Here is a 16,679-nt window from a genome sequence, read left to right on the forward strand (position 1 = left end):
TCACTCGATCTCGCCGGCGCCGCCGGCGGTCGCGGGCGGCTCGCCGCGCAGGAGGTCGAACACCAGCGCCACCAGCAGGCCGGCCGCCAGCACCAGCGTGGCCGCAGCACCGATGGCCAGCGGATAGCCCAGCACCGTGCTGAAGCTGTCCATGCCGGCCACCACCTGGCCCCAGGAGCCCTTGAGCAGCAGCAGCATGCAGCCCGCCACCAGGATCTGGCTGACCCAGAACAGGCCCTTGCGCGCACCGCCCTTCAGTCGCGAAGTCAGCATGTCGAAGCCCAGGTGCTTGCCCTCGAAGGCGGCAACGATGCTGCCCACCGCCACCAGCCAGACGAACAGCAGGCGCGAGATCTCTTCGTACGACACGATGCTGGTGCCGAAGGCATAACGCAACACCACGTTGATGAACACCGCCACGACCATGCCGGCCAGCGCCAGCACCATGAAGAGTTCCGCCAGCCGCTGAAGGCGGGGTTTCGGGCGGGCCGGCAGGGTAGAAGGAGGATGGCTCATGCGATGTCTCCGGGCGATGGATCTCGCCCTGTGGGTGGAACAGGAAGGCTCCTGGAGGGCGAGGCCCAGGCTGCGACGGCATCGACCAGCGAGGTCACCGGTCGGGTGGCGTCCAGCACCAGCACCCCCGGCTCGCCGCGGGGGGATTCGAGCGTGGCGAACTGGTTGGAGACCAGGGCGGGCGAAAAGAAATGTCCAGCACGCTCGCTCACGCGCGCCAGTGCAGCGTCGTAATCGAGTTCCAGAAAAACGAAGCCGAGCCGGGGCGAGGCCTGGCGCAGGCGGTCGCGGTAGCGACGACGCAGCGCCGAGCAGGTCAGCACCACGCCGGCACCGTCGGCCGGCGCCGCCAGCAGGTCGGCCAGGCGATCGAGCCAGCCAGCTCGGTCGAAGTCGGTGAGCGGCGTGCCGACGCGCATCTTGGCAACGCTCTCGGGCGCGTGGTACGCGTCGCCTTCGTGCAGCACCCAGCCCAGGGCGTCGGCACAGGCCGCACCCACACTCGACTTGCCACAGCCCGAGACGCCCATCACCACGATGGCCGAGGGCTGAAAGGATGGGATAGCGCTGTCCATTGAAATTCAAAAAAATCGGCCCGACCGAAAGTCGGGACCGTGTGACTCGAAGGCGCCTTTCCGGCGCGTCTTACGGGGCATTTCATGGCTCAGCACCAACTGCGACCACGAAGAGCCCGCGGGCTTCTTCTTGTTAACCCTGTGAGGGATAGCGCTATCTTAGTAAACAATGGTTCTCCTTCCACTCCGGATTAACCCTTGACCGATGTGACCCGACGCTCCCGCCGATCCAGCGGCCGCATGACGCTCGACGATGTGGCCAGTGCCGCGTCGGTCAGTCCCATCACGGCCTCTCGCGCGCTGCGGGGCGAGCGCAGCGTCGACCCGGTCCTGGCACAGCGGGTTCGCGAGGCGGCCGAGCGGCTCGGCTACGTCCCCGATCCGGCGGCGCGCGCGCTGGCGTCCCAGCGCAGCAGCCAGGTGTTGGTGCTGGTGCCGATGCTGTCCAACACCTTGTTCGTGGATCTGCTGGAAGCCGTGCACCGCACGCTGTTTCCCGAGGGCTATCAGCCGTTGATCGGCGTCACCCACTACGACAGCGCGGAGGAAGAGCTGCTGCTGCGCACCTACCTGCCCCATCGGCCGGCCGGCCTGCTGGTGACCGGTTTCGACCGCAGCGAGGCCGCCCGCCAGCTCATCGGCCGCAGCGCTGTGCCCTGCGTGCACCTGATGGAGACCAGCAATTTGCCCGGCATCCCGTGCGTGGGGTTCTCGCAGACGGATGCCGGTGCGGCCATGACGCGCCACCTGCTGGATCGTGGCCGCCGCCGCATCGCCTTCTGCGGCGCACAGCTCGACCCGCGGGTGATGCAGCGCGCCGAGGGCTACCGCCGCTGCTTGCGCGAAGCCGGCCTGTACGACGCCCGGCTGGAAATGCTGAGCCCGGAGCGCTCGTCCATCGCGCTGGGCGCACGCCTGTTCGAGGAGATGCTGCAGCGCATGCCCGACATCGATGCGATCTTCTTCTGCAATGACGACATCGCCCAGGGCGGGCTGCTGGCAGCCAACCGCCTGCAGGTGCCGGTGCCGGGCCGCATCGCCATCGCCGGCTTCAACGACCTGGCGGGCAGCGACCAGATGGTGCCGCCGCTCACCACCGTGCGCACACCGCGCAGCGAAGTGGGCCGGGCTGGCGCAGGCATGCTGCTGGGCATGATGCGCGGCACGCTGTTGCCCGGCTGCGTCGAACTGGACTACGAGCTGGTCGTGCGCGGCAGCACCTGAGGCGCGCACCGCCCAAGAAAAAGCCCGATCGAAACCGGGCCTGCCTGCGAAGCGTCTGGCGCAGCTCAGTCGAGCAACTTCACCTCGACGCGCCGTGCCTCGGCGTCGTTGCCCGAACCGGCGCTGACGGCCGGCTTCTGCAGGTCGACCTTGTTGGCGGCGACGCCCAGGCCCACGAGCACGTCGCGCACCGTCTGCGCCCGCAGCTTGGCCAGCTCCTCGTTGATCTTTGCGTCACCCGTGGTGTCGTGGAATCCCGAGATCACCGCCTTGCGACCGCCTTCGACGCCCTGGATGACCAAGGCCAGCGCCTCCGCTGCCCCCGGCGCCAGGTCGGCGCTGCCGGTGGCGAAATAGAAGTTCACGACGCCGCCCACCACCCGGATGCTCGCGCCTTCGGGCACGACGGCGGTCACGGTTTCGGTGGTCAGGGTGCTGCCCCGCGCGGGCACCGGCGCCGGCGCTTCAGCCGATTCCACCTGTATGACGGGCAAGCCGCTGTCCCGCGCGCTGAGTGGCGTCGCGCCGCCCATGCCGTAATTGAAGACCGACACCCCCACCACGGTGAAGACCACGAGCGCGATCAACGCGAAAAGGAATCCGAGGGCAAAGCGCTGCTGGCTGTCCTCGTCGTTGCTGGATGACATCCGATGTTCTCCGTAGGAAAGGGGGCGGTAAATAATGGGCGGGTGATCCATGACCGCGAAATTGTAGGTGCCCCGGTCGATCCGGCCTGCGGCGACCCCGGCCCGATCGGCCTTGACCCGCTGCCGCGCGCGCTGCGCGACCCGCAGCCGATGCTCGAACGCACCATCGCCGACTGGGGTGGCCACGACGACCTTTGGCTGTTCGGCTATGGCTCGCTGATCTGGCGGCCCGACTTCGATTTCGTGGAGCGGCGGCCGGCCCAGGTGCACGGCTGGCACCGCGCGCTGAAGATGTGGAGCCGCGTGAACCGCGGCACGGTGCAGAACCCGGGCCTGGTCTTCGGCTTGCTCTCTGGCGGCAGTTGCCGGGGCATGGTGTTCCGCATTCCGGCGGCCGACGGCTTGGAGACACTCGGCCGGCTGTGGCTGCGCGAAATGCCCACCGGCGTCTACGACCCGCGCTGGCTCGACTGCGCGACACCCGGCGGGCAGGTGCGCGCGCTGGCCTTCACCCTCTCCCGGCGCAGCCCGAACTTCACCGGCGAGTTGAGCGATGCGCGCTACCGGCAGATCTTCCAGACCGCGACCGGTCGCTACGGCACCTCGCTCGACTACGCACGCCAGACGTTGCTCGAGTTGCAGCGCCATGCGATTCATGACCGGGCGCTGGCACGGTTGGTGCGACTTGCAGAAGCCGAGCTGTCGGCGTCGGCCGATTGCGGCGTCGCGCCCGGGCCGCTATACCCGGGAACGTCTGCGACGCAGACGGCCCCCGACCACCTCCAGGAGAAACCATGACCCTTCGTTTCCGTATGGCCGCCCCGGCCACGCTGGCTGCCGCCTTGTTGGCCGGTTGCGCCTCCATGTCCGGTGGCACGGGCGCCGTCGCCAACCTCGTGCCGACCGCGGCGATCACGCCGAACCCCACCCTGGGCAAGGTCACGTTCAGCTCGCTCGAGCACGGCCTGCGGGTCGCAGGCGAGGTGCGCGGCCTGCCGCCGAACACCGAGCATGGCTTTCACATCCACGAGAAGGGCGACTGCGGCGACAACGGCAATGCTTCGGGCGGCCACTTCAACCCGGCCGGCGGTGTGCATGGCAAGTTCGCCGCGCCCGGCAGCCATGCCGGCGAGTTGCCCAGCCTGGTGGCCGATGCCAGCGGCGTGGCGCGCTTTCGCGTCGACGTGCACTCGATCTCGCTCACCGACGGCGCCGCCAACAACGTGATCGGCCGGGCGCTGGTGGTGCACCGCGACCGCGACGACTTCACGACGCAGCCGGCCGGCAACTCCGGCCCGCGCATCGCCTGCGCGGTCATCGCGAAGGGTTGAGTCCCCACGCTTCCAGCAGCGCTTCGGCGGCGGCCAGGTCGGCCAGGGTATCGATGTCGGTCACGATGCCGACGTCGTCGAGCGCCAGGTCAAGCACCGCGCCGCGCGCGCGCAAGGCCTGAAGCACCGGCGCCGCGCCGCGCTCGCCAGACAAGGCCATCAACGCAGCGCGCCCACCGGCGGAGAACCCGACCGGGTGGCCGCGCCGGCCCTGGTACTGCGGCTGGACGGCCTCGGCATCGGCACGCAGTGCCGCCGCCACGGCGCGCAGGCTGGCCGGCTGCACCAGCGGCAGGTCGGCCGGCAGGATGAGCCAGCCGGCGGCATCGGCGGTCGCCCGGACCGCGGCGGCGATCGAATCGCCCATGCCCGGATGACCGGCATCCTCGAGATGCCACGGCAGGCCACTCGCGCGGACCGCGTCGAGCGTGCGCTCGCGCACCGGCCGGCCGGCGAGCGGTGCCGCCAGCTTGTGCAGCGTGCCGCCCGAAGCGCGGAAGCGCTCGCCGCGGCCGGAGGCCAGCACGATGACGGTGGGCAGGGGCGCGGCGCAGGAGGCAGTCATGCGCGGAGTATCCCGCGCCGCCGTCGGCGCCATCGGACTGCGCGGACAATCGCCCGATGACCTCTCCGAACGACACCCTCGCCGCGCTGCGCAAGAGCTACGAACGCGCCGAACTCGACGAAGTCCGCAGCGACGCCGACCCGCTGCGCCAGTTCGAGCGCTGGCTCGGCGAAGCCATCGATGCCCAGGTGCCCGAGCCGAATGCGATGACGCTGGCCACCGTCGGCAGCGACCTGCGCCCGTCGACCCGCATCGTGCTGATCAAGGGCTACGACGCCCGTGGCATGGTCTGGTACACCAACTACCAGAGCCGCAAGGGCCAGGAACTGGCCGGCAATCCGTACGCGGCGCTGCAGTTCCATTGGGTCGAACTCGAGCGTGTGGTGCGCATCGAGGGTCGTGTCGAGAAGGTCGACGCCGCCCAAAGCGACGCCTATTTCGCCAGCCGCCCGCTCGATTCCCGCATCGGCGCCTGGGCCAGCCCGCAAAGCGAAGTGATCCCCGGGCGCGAGGTGCTGGTGAAGAACGCTGCTGTCGCCGCGGCGCGACACCTGCTCGCCCCGCCGCGGCCGCCGCACTGGGGCGGCTACCGACTGGTGCCGGACCGCTGGGAGTTCTGGCAGGGTCGCAAGAGCCGATTGCATGACCGTCTGCGCTACCGGCTTGACGGTGCCTGGGTGCGCGAGCGGCTGGCGCCCTGAACGCGACAGCGTCCGGCGCGGCGCACGCCTACACCGGATCGCGCCCAGCCGGGCGGCCGGGGGGGCGGCCGCAAGTTCCTAGAATGCGCGGTCCTGCCGCTTTTGCCTCCCCCACGTGTCCGATCGCCTCCCTGTTCTCCCCCAGTACCTCCTGCCCAAGCAGGCGCTGACCTCGTTCGCCGGTTGGGTCGCCGGCAAGGAGCGCGGGGCGGTCACCACCTGGATCGTGCGGCGCTTCGTCGCCAAGTACGGCGTGAACATGGCCGAGGCGCTCGACAGCGACATTGCCAGCTACGCCAGCTTCAACGACTTCTTCACCCGCGCGCTCAAGCCCGGCGCCCGTCCGATCGCACAGGCCGACCTGGTGTCGCCGGTGGACGGCGCGATCAGCCAGTTCGGCGTGATCGACGACGACCAGATCTTCCAGGCCAAGGGCCACCATTGCACGGCAACTGCGCTGGTCGGCGGCGACGCGGCGCTGGCCACGCAGTTCGCGCACGGCAGCTTCGCCACCCTCTACCTGAGCCCGCGCGACTACCACCGCATCCACATGCCCTGCGACGGGCGCCTGCGCCGCATGATCTACGTGCCGGGCGAGCTGTTCTCGGTGAACCCGACCACCGCCCGCGGCGTGCCCGGCCTGTTCGCGCGCAACGAACGCACCGTGTGCCTGTTCGACGGCCCGAACGGCCCCTTCGTGCTGGTGCTGGTGGGCGCCACCATCGTCGGCAGCATGGCGACCGTGTGGCACGGCGTGATCAACCCGCCGCGCGGCGGCGAGGTGCGCAAGTGGCGCTACGACGAGCAGGACATCTCGCTCAAGCAGGGCGAGGAGATGGGTCGTTTCCTGCTCGGCTCGACGGTGGTGATGCTGTTTCCGCGGCCGGCACTGGTCTTCAATCCCGACTGGGCGCCGGGCCGGTCGGTGCGGCTGGGCGAAGTGATGGCCAACCACGCCACTGCCTGACCACTCTTCTGGAGCCCTTTGCCGGCGCCACTCCACAGCTACAAAACTTGTAGCACCCACCCTTTTCGGCTATAGTCGCCGACCCGCTTTGTGCGGCCACCGGCCGAGGAGACGACCCCGATGAGTTCCAAGGAAAACGCAGCCATCAACCAGTTGCTCGCGTTGCTGGAGGCCCGCTATGCCTTGCGCGTGCTGTGGGCCCTGCGGGACGGCCATGCGCAGACCTTCCGGCTGCTCCAGGACAGTGTCGGCGGCATCACGCCCAACACGCTGAACACCCGGATCAAGGAGTTGCGCGAAGCCGGCGTGGTCAGCCACGGCGGCGACGGCTACAGCCTGACCCTGAGCGGCCAGGACCTGCTCAAGCGGTTGTCGGACCTGCAGGCCTTCGCCGCCAAGTGGCAGGCTGGCCAGATCAAGAAAGCCGCCGGCGCCGCTGCCGTCGCGGCGGGCCCGGCCGGCACGGCACCGCCGCCGCCAGGCGCCTCGCACTGAGCGCGGCCGCCTGACGCTCCGGCGCGCCAGGCCCCCGGATGGCATGCCGTCCTGCGTGGCCGGCAGCGGCGCTCGTTAAACTCCCCGCCTTTCTTCCCTTCACCGAACACCAGGAGCGCCCATGCCCACCACCCCTTCCGGCCTGCAATACGAAGACACCGTCGTCGGCGACGGCGCCGAAGCCAAGCCCGGCCAGCATGTGCATGTGCACTACACCGGCTGGCTCTACAACGACGGCGTCCAGGGCGCCAAGTTCGATTCGAGCCGCGACCGCAACGACGCCTTCGCCTTCTCGCTCGGTGCCGGCCAGGTCATCAAGGGCTGGGACGAAGGCGTCGCCGGCATGAAGATCGGCGGCCAGCGCACGCTGATCATTCCGGCCGCACTCGGCTACGGCGCCCGCGGCGCCGGCGGCGTGATCCCGCCGAACGCCACGCTGAAATTCGACGTCGAACTGCTCGACGCGCACTGATCCACCCGGGAGGCCGTGCCTCCCCGGACCTTGACCGCGGGAAACACAGCATTTCCCGCCAGCGGCTTGATCAGCCGCATTTTTTTGCCTTGAAAAGCCCTCCCGCTGGCCCCAGATGGCCTGCAATCGTTTCTTTCACGGCCGATCCAACGGTTTCTCGAGCATGTCAGACCCTAAGAACCCAGAAATGAATCCGCAGACCCTTCAAGGTGAGCCCAGCCCCGAAGAGCTGGAAGCCGCGCAGTTCGCCAACGAGGCGGACGCCCAGAGCGAACTGGCCACGGTCCAGGCCGAATTGGCCACGCTGCAGGCGAAGAACGCCGAACTGGCCGACCAGTACCTCCGCGCCCAGGCCGACGTGCAGAACGCCCGCCGCCGCGCCGACGACGACATCAGCAAGGCTCGCAAGTTCGCGGTCGAGTCGTTCGCCGAAAGCCTGCTGCCGGTGACCGACAGCCTCGAAGCCGGCCTGACGATCCAGGACGCCACGCCCGAGCAGATCCGCGAAGGCGCCGAAGCCACGCTGCGCCAGCTCAAGAGCGCGCTGGAGCGTCACAAGGTGATCGAGATCGCCCCGCCAGCCGGCACCAAGTTCGACCCGCACCAGCACCAGGCCATCTCGGTCGTGCCGACGCCGGGCCAGGAGCCCAACACCATCGTTGGCGTGCTGCAGAAGGGCTACACCATCGCCGAACGCGTGCTGCGCCCGGCCTTGGTCACCGTCAGCTCGGCAAGCTGACCGCACACAAGAAACCCACAGGAAATCCCCGCGCCGTCCCTTGAATCACAGCGGGTTATCCACACGTTCACAACAACTTCATTTCAGCATTCAGGAGAAGCTTCATCATGGGCAGAATCATCGGCATCGACCTCGGCACCACCAACTCGTGCGTCTCGATCATGGAGGGCAACACGACCCGCGTGATCGAGAACTCGGAAGGCGCGCGCACCACGCCGTCGATCGTGGCCTATCAGGAAGACGGTGAAGTGCTGGTCGGCGCCGCGGCCAAGCGTCAGGCCGTGACCAACCCGAAGAACACGATCTACGCCGTCAAGCGCCTGATCGGCCGCAAGTTCGAAGAGAAGGAAGTGCAGAAGGACATCGACCTGATGCCTTACACCATCTCCAAGGCCGACAACGGCGACGCCTGGGTCGAAGTGCGCGGCAAGAAGCTGGCACCCCAACAGGTCAGCGCCGAGATCCTGCGCAAGATGAAGAAGACCGCCGAAGACTACCTCGGCGAGCCGGTGACGGAAGCCGTGATCACGGTGCCGGCCTACTTCAACGACAGCCAGCGCCAAGCCACCAAGGACGCCGGCCGCATCGCGGGCCTGGACGTCAAGCGCATCATCAACGAGCCCACCGCCGCGGCCCTGGCCTTCGGCCTGGACAAGCACGACAAGGCCGACCGCAAGATCGCCGTGTACGACTTGGGCGGCGGCACCTTCGACGTGTCGATCATCGAGATCGCCGACGTCGACGGCGAGAAGCAGTTCGAAGTGCTGTCGACCAATGGCGACACCTTCCTGGGCGGCGAAGACTTCGACCAGCGCATCATCGACTACATCATTTCCGAGTTCAAGAAAGAGCAAGGCGTCGACCTCGGCAAGGACGTGCTCGCGCTGCAACGCCTGAAGGAAGCCGCGGAAAAGGCCAAGATCGAACTGTCGAACGGCGCCGCCACCGACATCAACCTGCCCTACGTGACGGCCGATGCCTCGGGCCCGAAGCACCTGAACATCAAGCTCAGCCGAGCCAAGCTCGAAAGCCTGGTCGACGAGCTGATCGAACGCACCATCGCCCCCTGCCGCACCGCCATCAAGGATGCCGGCGTGAGCGTGTCGGACATCAACGACGTGATCCTGGTCGGCGGCATGACCCGCATGCCCAAGGTGCAGGAAAAGGTGAAGGAATTCTTCGGCAAGGAACCGCGCAAGGACGTGAACCCCGACGAAGCGGTGGCCGTGGGCGCCGCCATCCAGGGCCAGGTGCTCTCGGGTGACCGCAAGGACGTGCTGCTGCTGGACGTGACCCCGCTGTCGCTCGGCATCGAGACCATGGGCGGCGTGATGACCAAGATGATCGTGAAGAACACGACCATCCCGACCAAGTTCGCGCAGACCTTCTCGACCGCCGAAGACAACCAGCCGGCCGTGACGATCAAGGTGTTCCAGGGCGAACGCGAGATCGCCGTGGGCAACAAGGCGCTGGGCGAGTTCAACCTCGAAGGCATTCCGCCGGCCGCGCGCGGCACGCCGCAGATCGAGGTGAGCTTCGACATCGACGCCAACGGCATCCTGCACGTGGGCGCCAAGGACAAGGGCACCGGCAAGGAAAACAAGATCACCATCAAGGCGAATTCGGGCCTCTCCGAGGACGAGATCCAGAACATGGTGAAGGACGCCGAGCTCAACGCCGCCGAAGACAAGAAGAAGGTCGAACTGGCACAGGCCCGCAACCAGGCCGAAGCGATGGTCCACAGCGTGAAGAAGTCGCTGGGCGAGCACGGCGCGAGCCTGGACGCCGGCGAGAAGGAAAAGATCGAAGCCGCGATCAAGGACGTCGAAGAGGCGCTCAAGACCGAGGACAAGGCCGCGATCGACGAGAAGACCAACACGCTGATGAGCGCGAGCCAGAAGCTCGGCGAGAAGATGTACGCCGATGCGCAGGCCGCGGCCGGCGCCGCAGGGGGCCCCGGTGCCGCCGCCGGCGCGGAAGCTGCAAGCGCCCCGGCCGACGACAACGTCGTCGACGCCGAGGTGAAGGAAGTCAAGAAGGGCTGATCTGCAGCACTTCTCCAAGGCTGGATCGCCCCCCTCGGGTGGTCCAGCCTTTTCCGTTTCCTGACCCTGCTCCCGACGACGACCACGCACCATGGCCACCAAACGCGACTATTACGAAACCCTCGGCGTCCCCAAGAACGCGAGCGAGGAAGAGATCAAGAAGGCTTATCGCAAGCTCGCGATGAAGCACCACCCCGACCGTAACCAGGGTGACGCCTCGAAGGACGCCGAGGCGAAGTTCAAGGACGCCAAGGAAGCGTATGAAATGCTGTCCGACGCGCAGAAGCGGGCCGCCTACGACCAGTACGGCCACGCCGGCGTCGACCCCAACATGCGCGGTGGCCCCGGCGCGGAAGGCTTCGGCGGCTTCGCGGAAGCTTTCGGCGACATCTTCGGCGACGTGTTTGGCGGTGCGCGCGGCGGCCGCCAGAGCGGTGGACGCCAGGTCTTCCGCGGCGGCGACCTCAGCTATGCGATGGAGATCACGCTCGAAGAAGCCGCCGAAGGCAAGGACGCGCAGATCCGCATCCCGAGCTGGGACAACTGCGAAACCTGCCACGGCAGTGGCGCCAAGCCAGGCACCAAGCCCATCACCTGCACCACCTGCCACGGGCAGGGCGCGGTACAGATGCGCCAGGGCTTCTTCAGCGTGCAGCAGACTTGCCCGCAATGCCACGGCAGCGGCAAGATCATTCCCGAGCCGTGCGCCACCTGCCACGGCCAAGGCAAGATCAAGAACAACAAGACCCTGGAAGTGAAGATTCCCGCCGGCATCGACGACGGCATGCGCATCCGCAGCACCGGCAACGGCGAACCCGGCACCAACGGAGGGCCACCGGGCGATCTTTACATCGAGATCCGGCTGAAGAAGCACGAGATCTTCGAGCGCGACGGCGACGATCTGCACTGCGTGGTGCCGGTCAGCATGACGACGGCCGCGCTGGGCGGGGAGATCAACGTGCCGACGCTCAAGGGCGCGGCGGCGATCGACATCCCCGAGGGCACCCAGAGCGGCAAGCAATTCCGTCTGCGCGGCAAGGGCGTCAAGGGCGTGCGTGGCAGCTATCCGGGCGACCTGTACTGTCATGTGCGCGTCGAGACGCCGGTAAAACTCACCGAGCACCAGCGCAAGCTGCTCAAGGAACTCGACGACTCCTTCAAGAAGGGCGGCAACAAGCACAGCCCCACCGACAAGGGCTGGTTCGACAAGGCCAAGGAGTTCTTCAGCTGAACGCCTTCGGCTGACATCGCCTTGGAAGGGCGGCCTGCGGGCCGCCCTTTTGTTTGGTGCTATGGATATGCGTGGAAATACGGTCGACCGCAGCAGCTGCCGAATCGTTCATGGTTTGAGGGTGGAACTTTGGCATTGCGCTGTTGTTCTGAAAGAACAGACCACACGCGGGTGCGTTCTTTGCTTTATGCTGAATCAGCAGTTTGAGCAGTTTGGTCAGGGAGTTTTTGCAGGGCACCACGCTGTGCGCAAGCGCCTACAAAGCGGTTGCGGTCGGCGCATGTTCTGCGGCAGATCCGGGGCTTCGGCCTCTTTGACTCGATGGAGGTTTGTCCATGGATGTGATCAGCAACTTTGCCGCCCGCTACGACCGCACGCGAGAAGAAGTCATCTCGCTGCAGGAGTACCTCGACATCTGCAAGCGTGAACCGGTGGCCTACGCGACCGCCGCCGAACGCATGCTTCAAGCCATCGGCGAACCGCAGCTCGTCGACACACGCAACGACCCGCGTCTCTCGCGTATCTTCGCGAACAAGGTCATCAAGCTCTACCCAGCGTTCAAAGAGTTCTATGGCATGGAAGATGCCATCGAGCAGGTGGTGTCCTACTTCCGCCATGCTGCGCAAGGCCTGGAGGAGAAGAAGCAGATCCTTTACCTGCTGGGCCCGGTGGGCGGTGGCAAGAGTTCGATCGCCGAGCGGCTCAAGCAGTTGATGGAGCAGGTGCCCTTCTATGCCATCAAGGGCTCGCCGGTGAACGAATCGCCGCTTGGCCTGTTCGACCCGACGGAAGACGGCGAGATTCTCGAGAAGGAATACGGCATTCCGCGCCGCTACCTGCAGCGCATCCTGTCGCCATGGGCAGTGAAGCGGCTCGAGGAATACGGCGGCGACATCCGCAAGTTCCAGGTGGTCAAGCGCTACCCCTCGGTGCTGCGCCAGATCGGTGTCGCCAAGACCGAGCCCGGCGACGAGAACAACCAGGATATCTCTTCGCTGGTCGGCAAGATCGACATCCGCAAGCTCGAGACCTATGCGCAGGACGACCCCGACGCCTACTCGTATTCTGGTGGCCTGTGCCTCGCGAACCAGGGCCTGCTCGAGTTTGTCGAAATGTTCAAGGCGCCGATCAAGGTGCTGCATCCGCTCTTGACCGCCACCCAGGAAGGCAACTTCAAGGGCACCGAAGGCTTCGGCGCGATTCCCTTCGACGGCATCGTGCTGGCGCACAGCAATGAGAGCGAGTGGAAGGCCTTTCGCAACAACAAGAACAACGAAGCTTTCCTCGATCGGATCTACATCGTCAAGGTGCCCTACTGCCTGCGCGTCTCCGAAGAGATCAAGATCTACGAGAAGCTGGTGCGCACCTCCTCGCTGTCGGAGGCGCCCTGCGCCCCCGGCACGCTGCGCATGATGGCGCAGTTCTCGGTGCTCACGCGCCTGAAGGAGTCGGAGAACTCGAGCATCTTCAGCAAGATGCAGGTCTACGACGGCGACAGCCTGAAGGACACCGACCCCAAGGCCAAGTCGCTGCAGGAATACCGCGACTACGCAGGTGTCGACGAAGGCATGAGCGGCGTGTCGACGCGCTTTGCCTTCAAGATCATTTCGAAGGTTTTCAACTTCGACAGCAGCGAGGTCGCGGCCAATCCGGTGCACCTGATGTATGTGCTCGAACAGCAGATCGAGCGCGAGCAGTTCCCGCCGGAAACCGAACAGAAATACCTGGCGTACATCAAGGAACACCTGGCGGTGCGCTACGCCGAGTTCATCGGCAAGGAAATCCAGACCGCTTACCTCGAGAGCTACAGCGAGTACGGCCAGAACATCTTCGACCGCTACGTCACCTACGCCGACTACTGGATCCAGGACCAGGAGTACCGCGACGTCGACACCGGCGAAGTGTTCGACCGCGTGGCGCTCAACGGCGAACTCGAGAAGATCGAGAAGCCCGCCGGCATCTCGAACCCGAAGGACTTCCGCAACGAGATCGTCAACTTCGTGCTGCGTGCGCGCGCCGGCAACGCCGGCCGCAATCCGGCCTGGACCAGCTATGAAAAGCTGCGCACCGTGATCGAGAAGAAAATGTTCTCGAACACCGAAGAGCTGCTGCCCGTCATCAGCTTCAACACCAAGAGCAGCGCCGACGAGCAGAAGAAGCACCAGGACTTCGTCGCGCGGATGGTCGAGAAGGGCTACACGTCCAAGCAGGTTCGGCTGCTGTGCGAGTGGTATCTGCGCGTTCGCAAGAGTTCTTGAGTTTGATGTCGCGCTCCGGCGCGGAGGTGTGACACCTTGGCCATGCTGCAACAGATCATCGATCGACGGTTATCGGGCAAGAACAAGTCGATCGGCAATCGAGAGCGCTTCCTGCGGCGCTACCGGGGCCAGATTCGCGACGCAGTGCGGCGTGCGATCAGCGGACGCAACATCCGCGACCTCGAGCGCGGGGAAGACATCACCCTGCCCAAGCGCGATGTGTCCGAGCCGGTGTTCGGGCATGGCCCCGGCGGCAACCGCGAGTACGTGCACCCGGGCAATCAGGAATACCTCAAGGGCGATCGCATCAAGCGGCCGCCCGGTGGTGGCAGCGGCGGGGGCCAGGGCAGCGGGGAAGCCGGCGACAGCGGCGAAGGCGAGGACGACTTCGTCTTCAAGCTCACCCGCGAAGAGTTCATGCAGGTCTTCTTCGAGGACCTCGCCCTGCCCCATCTGATCCGCACGCAACTGGCCGAAGTCCCCGAGTGGAAGAGCCATCGCGCCGGCTTCAAGAGCGACGGCAATCCGAGCAGCCTCCATGTGGTGCGTTCGATGCGCGGTGCACTGGCCCGGCGCATTGCGCTGGGCGGCGAAGACCGCGTCGCGCTCCTGCGCATGCAGACCGAACTGCTGCAGTTGCGGACCCAACCCGGTGCGCATGAGCCGCCGCTGGCCGACCGCATCGCCGATCTGGAAGCGCAGATGATCGAGCTGCGCCGCACGGCCAAGCACATTCCCTACATCGACCCGATCGACCTGCGCTACCGCAACCGGGTCCGAGTGCCGGTGCCGAGCGCCAAGGCGGTGATGTTCTGCCTGATGGACGTGTCGGGCTCGATGGACGAAGCGCGCAAGGACATGTCCAAGCGCTTCTTCATGCTGCTGTACCTCTTTCTTACCCGGCACTACGAGAAGATCGAACTGGTCTTTCTGCGCCACCACACGCAAGCGCAGGAAGTGAGCGAGGAAGAGTTCTTCCACGCCACCGAAACCGGCGGCACCGTGGTGTCGAGCGCGCTGGTGCTGATGGACGAGATCATCCGCGCGCGCTACCCCAGCGGCGAATGGAACATCTACGGCGCGCAGGCCAGCGACGGCGACAACTGGCACCAGGACAGCGGCCGCTGCCGCCAGATGCTCGAAGAATCGATCCTGCCGATGGTGCGCTATTACGCCTATGTGCAGGTGGCCGACGCCGAGCAGAACCTGTGGCAGGAATACGCGCAGCTCGAAGGCGTGCGGCTCAACTTCGCGATGCGCAAGGTGGCGAACGCGCAGGACATCTACCCCGTGTTCCGAGAGCTGTTCAAGAAGGAAGGAGCGCAGGCATGAGCGAGACCACCGCGACCACCGAGACGGCCGAGACCAGCGCCGTGCCGGCATCGTCTTCCGCGGGGCGCGCGGCCACGCCGCTCCCCAGCCCGTCGGACTGGACCTTCGACCTGATCGAGACTTACCACCAGGAGATCCGCAAGACGGCGGAATCCTTCAAGCTGGACACTTATCCGATCCAGCTGGAGATCATCACGGCCGAGCAGATGATGGACGCCTATGCCAGCGTCGGCATGCCGGTCATCTACCGCCACTGGTCGTATGGCAAGCAGTTCATCTCCACCGAGAAGAACTACCGGCGCGGCCACATGGGCCTGGCCTACGAGATCGTCATCAACTCCGACCCCTGCATCGCTTACCTTATGGAAGAGAACACCATGGCGATGCAGGCGCTGGTGATCGCGCATGCGGCCTATGGGCACAACAGCTTCTTCAAGGGCAACTATCTGTTCCGGATGTGGACCGACGCGTCGTCCATCATCGACTACCTGGTCTACGCCAGAAACTACATCACCGAGTGCGAGGAGCGCCATGGTGTCGATGCCGTCGAAGAGTTGCTCGACTCTTGCCACGCGCTGATGAACTACGGCGTGGACCGCTACCGCCGCCCGCAGAAGCGCTCGCTCGCACAGGAAATCACGCAGCGCGCCGAGCGCGAACACCATCTGCAGCAACAGGTGAACGACCTGTGGCGCACGCTGCCCCGCCGCATCGAGGCGACGGCCGATGCCGATGCCACGCGCCGCTTCCCGGCCGAGCCGCAGGAGAACCTGCTGTACTTCATCGAGAAGAACGCGGCCCTGCTGGAGCCCTGGCAGCGCGAGGTGGTGCGCATCGTGCGCAAGGTGGCACAGTATTTCTACCCGCAGCGCCAGACGCAGGTGATGAACGAAGGGTGGGCCACCTTCTGGCACTACACCCTGCTCAACACCATGTACGACAAGGGCCAACTGGCCGACGGCTTCATGATCGAATGGCTGCGCTCCCACACCAGCGTGGTCTACCAACCGCCCGTGGGGCATCGGGCCTACAGCGGCATCAATCCGTATGCGCTGGGCTTCGCGATGTTCACCGAACTGCGCCGCATCTGCGAGAAGCCCACCGAGGAAGACCGTCGCTGGTTCCCCGACTATGCGGGCACCGACTGGGTCACGACACTCGACCATGCGATGCGCAACTACAAGGACGAGAGCTTCGTCGGTCAGTTCCTGAGCCCCAAGACGATGCGCGACTTTCGCCTGTTCGCGGTGCGTGACCACGCTGAGGACCCGGAACTCGAAATCGCCGCGATCCATGACGACAACGGCTACCAGGCGCTGCGCGAATCGCTTTCGCGCCAGTACGACATCGGCAGCCGCGAGCCCGACATCCAGGTCTGGAACGTCGACCTGCGTGGCGACCGCTCGCTCACGCTGCGCCATGTGCAGCGCAACGGCCAGCCGCTGCGCGACGACACGCACGAGGTGCTCAAGCACGTCACGCGCCTCTGGGGCTTCGATGTGCGGCTCGAAAGCGTGGACGCGCAAGGCCGCGTGACGCTGCGCGAGACGGCCTCGGCGCCGCGCAATCGCTGAGCCCGTG

The 16,679-nt window shown here is 66.2% G+C and carries 17 protein-coding genes; 13 read left to right on the forward strand and 4 right to left on the reverse strand.

Annotation, left to right across the window (positions count from 1 at the left end; genetic code table 11):
- Positions 1–516, reverse strand: a complete 516-nt coding sequence (locus ACSFBE_RS15055) for a TRAP transporter small permease (protein ID WP_435491207.1) — start codon at positions 514–516, stop codon at positions 1–3.
- Positions 513–1,091, reverse strand: coding sequence for a gluconokinase (locus ACSFBE_RS15060; protein ID WP_435491208.1), 579 nt, complete (start codon positions 1,089–1,091; stop codon positions 513–515). Before ACSFBE_RS15060 ends, ACSFBE_RS15055 begins: the two co-directional genes overlap by 4 nt.
- A 198-nt stretch (positions 1,092–1,289) precedes the next feature.
- On the opposite strand from ACSFBE_RS15060, the gene gntR reads away from it, so the two are divergent.
- The gene (gene gntR, locus ACSFBE_RS15065) at positions 1,290–2,315 is read left to right on the forward strand and encodes an HTH-type transcriptional regulator GntR (protein ID WP_475539681.1); all 1,026 of its coding nucleotides are present in this window, start codon (positions 1,290–1,292) and stop codon (positions 2,313–2,315) included.
- Between the two features lie 65 nt (positions 2,316–2,380).
- Here the strand turns inward: gntR and ACSFBE_RS15070 are convergent, their stop codons facing one another.
- On the reverse strand, positions 2,381–2,962 hold the full coding sequence (locus tag ACSFBE_RS15070; protein ID WP_435491210.1) for an OmpA family protein: 582 nt from the start codon (positions 2,960–2,962) through the stop codon (positions 2,381–2,383).
- A 120-nt stretch (positions 2,963–3,082) separates the two neighbouring features.
- Here ACSFBE_RS15070 and ACSFBE_RS15075 point away from each other — a divergent pair, with 120 nt between their 5' ends.
- Together ACSFBE_RS15075 and ACSFBE_RS15080 are read left to right on the forward strand one after the other, a co-directional pair.
- Complete coding sequence (locus tag ACSFBE_RS15075) at positions 3,083–3,760, forward strand: gamma-glutamylcyclotransferase (protein ID WP_435491437.1); 678 nt, start codon at positions 3,083–3,085, stop codon at positions 3,758–3,760.
- Entirely contained in the window at positions 3,757–4,293 is a 537-nt protein-coding gene (locus ACSFBE_RS15080) for a superoxide dismutase family protein (RefSeq protein ID WP_435491211.1), read from the forward strand. Before ACSFBE_RS15075 ends, ACSFBE_RS15080 begins: the two co-directional genes overlap by 4 nt.
- Here the strand turns inward: ACSFBE_RS15080 and ACSFBE_RS15085 are convergent.
- Positions 4,277–4,858, reverse strand: a complete 582-nt coding sequence (locus ACSFBE_RS15085; RefSeq protein ID WP_435491212.1) for an NTP transferase domain-containing protein — start codon at positions 4,856–4,858, stop codon at positions 4,277–4,279. The genes ACSFBE_RS15080 and ACSFBE_RS15085 overlap by 17 nt on opposite strands.
- Positions 4,859–4,914: 56 nt before the next feature.
- Between ACSFBE_RS15085 and pdxH the strand changes: the two genes are divergently transcribed.
- From pdxH to ACSFBE_RS15135, 10 genes are all read left to right on the forward strand, one after another.
- A complete protein-coding gene (pdxH, locus tag ACSFBE_RS15090) occupies positions 4,915–5,559 on the forward strand; it encodes a pyridoxamine 5'-phosphate oxidase (RefSeq protein WP_435491213.1) in 645 nt (214 codons plus the stop codon).
- A gap of 115 nt (positions 5,560–5,674) precedes the next feature.
- A complete protein-coding gene (gene asd, locus ACSFBE_RS15095; protein WP_435491214.1) occupies positions 5,675–6,526 on the forward strand; it encodes an archaetidylserine decarboxylase in 852 nt (283 codons plus the stop codon).
- A 120-nt stretch (positions 6,527–6,646) separates the two neighbouring features.
- Positions 6,647–7,021 carry a winged helix-turn-helix transcriptional regulator gene (locus ACSFBE_RS15100; RefSeq protein WP_435491215.1) on the forward strand — a complete coding sequence of 125 codons (375 nt, stop codon included), beginning with the start codon at positions 6,647–6,649 and terminating at the stop codon, positions 7,019–7,021.
- A 121-nt stretch (positions 7,022–7,142) separates the two neighbouring features.
- Complete coding sequence (locus ACSFBE_RS15105) at positions 7,143–7,493, forward strand: FKBP-type peptidyl-prolyl cis-trans isomerase (RefSeq protein ID WP_435491216.1); 351 nt, start codon at positions 7,143–7,145, stop codon at positions 7,491–7,493.
- Between the two features lie 163 nt (positions 7,494–7,656).
- The gene (gene grpE / locus ACSFBE_RS15110; protein WP_435491217.1) at positions 7,657–8,232 is read left to right on the forward strand and encodes a nucleotide exchange factor GrpE; all 576 of its coding nucleotides are present in this window, start codon (positions 7,657–7,659) and stop codon (positions 8,230–8,232) included.
- Positions 8,233–8,339: 107 nt separating this feature from the next.
- On the forward strand, positions 8,340–10,277 hold the full coding sequence (gene dnaK / locus ACSFBE_RS15115; RefSeq protein WP_435491218.1) for a molecular chaperone DnaK: 1,938 nt from the start codon (positions 8,340–8,342) through the stop codon (positions 10,275–10,277).
- Between the two features lie 91 nt (positions 10,278–10,368).
- The gene (gene dnaJ / locus ACSFBE_RS15120) at positions 10,369–11,508 is read left to right on the forward strand and encodes a molecular chaperone DnaJ (RefSeq protein WP_435491219.1); all 1,140 of its coding nucleotides are present in this window, start codon (positions 10,369–10,371) and stop codon (positions 11,506–11,508) included.
- Between the two features lie 335 nt (positions 11,509–11,843).
- Positions 11,844–13,766 carry a PrkA family serine protein kinase gene (locus ACSFBE_RS15125; RefSeq protein ID WP_435491220.1) on the forward strand — a complete coding sequence of 641 codons (1,923 nt, stop codon included), beginning with the start codon at positions 11,844–11,846 and terminating at the stop codon, positions 13,764–13,766.
- A gap of 42 nt (positions 13,767–13,808) precedes the next feature.
- On the forward strand, positions 13,809–15,098 hold the full coding sequence (locus tag ACSFBE_RS15130; RefSeq protein ID WP_435491438.1) for a YeaH/YhbH family protein: 1,290 nt from the start codon (positions 13,809–13,811) through the stop codon (positions 15,096–15,098).
- Entirely contained in the window at positions 15,095–16,672 is a 1,578-nt protein-coding gene (locus ACSFBE_RS15135; RefSeq protein WP_435491221.1) for a SpoVR family protein, read from the forward strand. Before ACSFBE_RS15130 ends, ACSFBE_RS15135 begins: the two co-directional genes overlap by 4 nt.
- Positions 16,673–16,679 lie beyond the last annotated feature (7 nt).

It is taken from the genome of Variovorax sucrosi, from assembly GCF_051216635.1.
Classification (GTDB): Bacteria; Pseudomonadota; Gammaproteobacteria; order Burkholderiales; family Burkholderiaceae_C; genus Variovorax.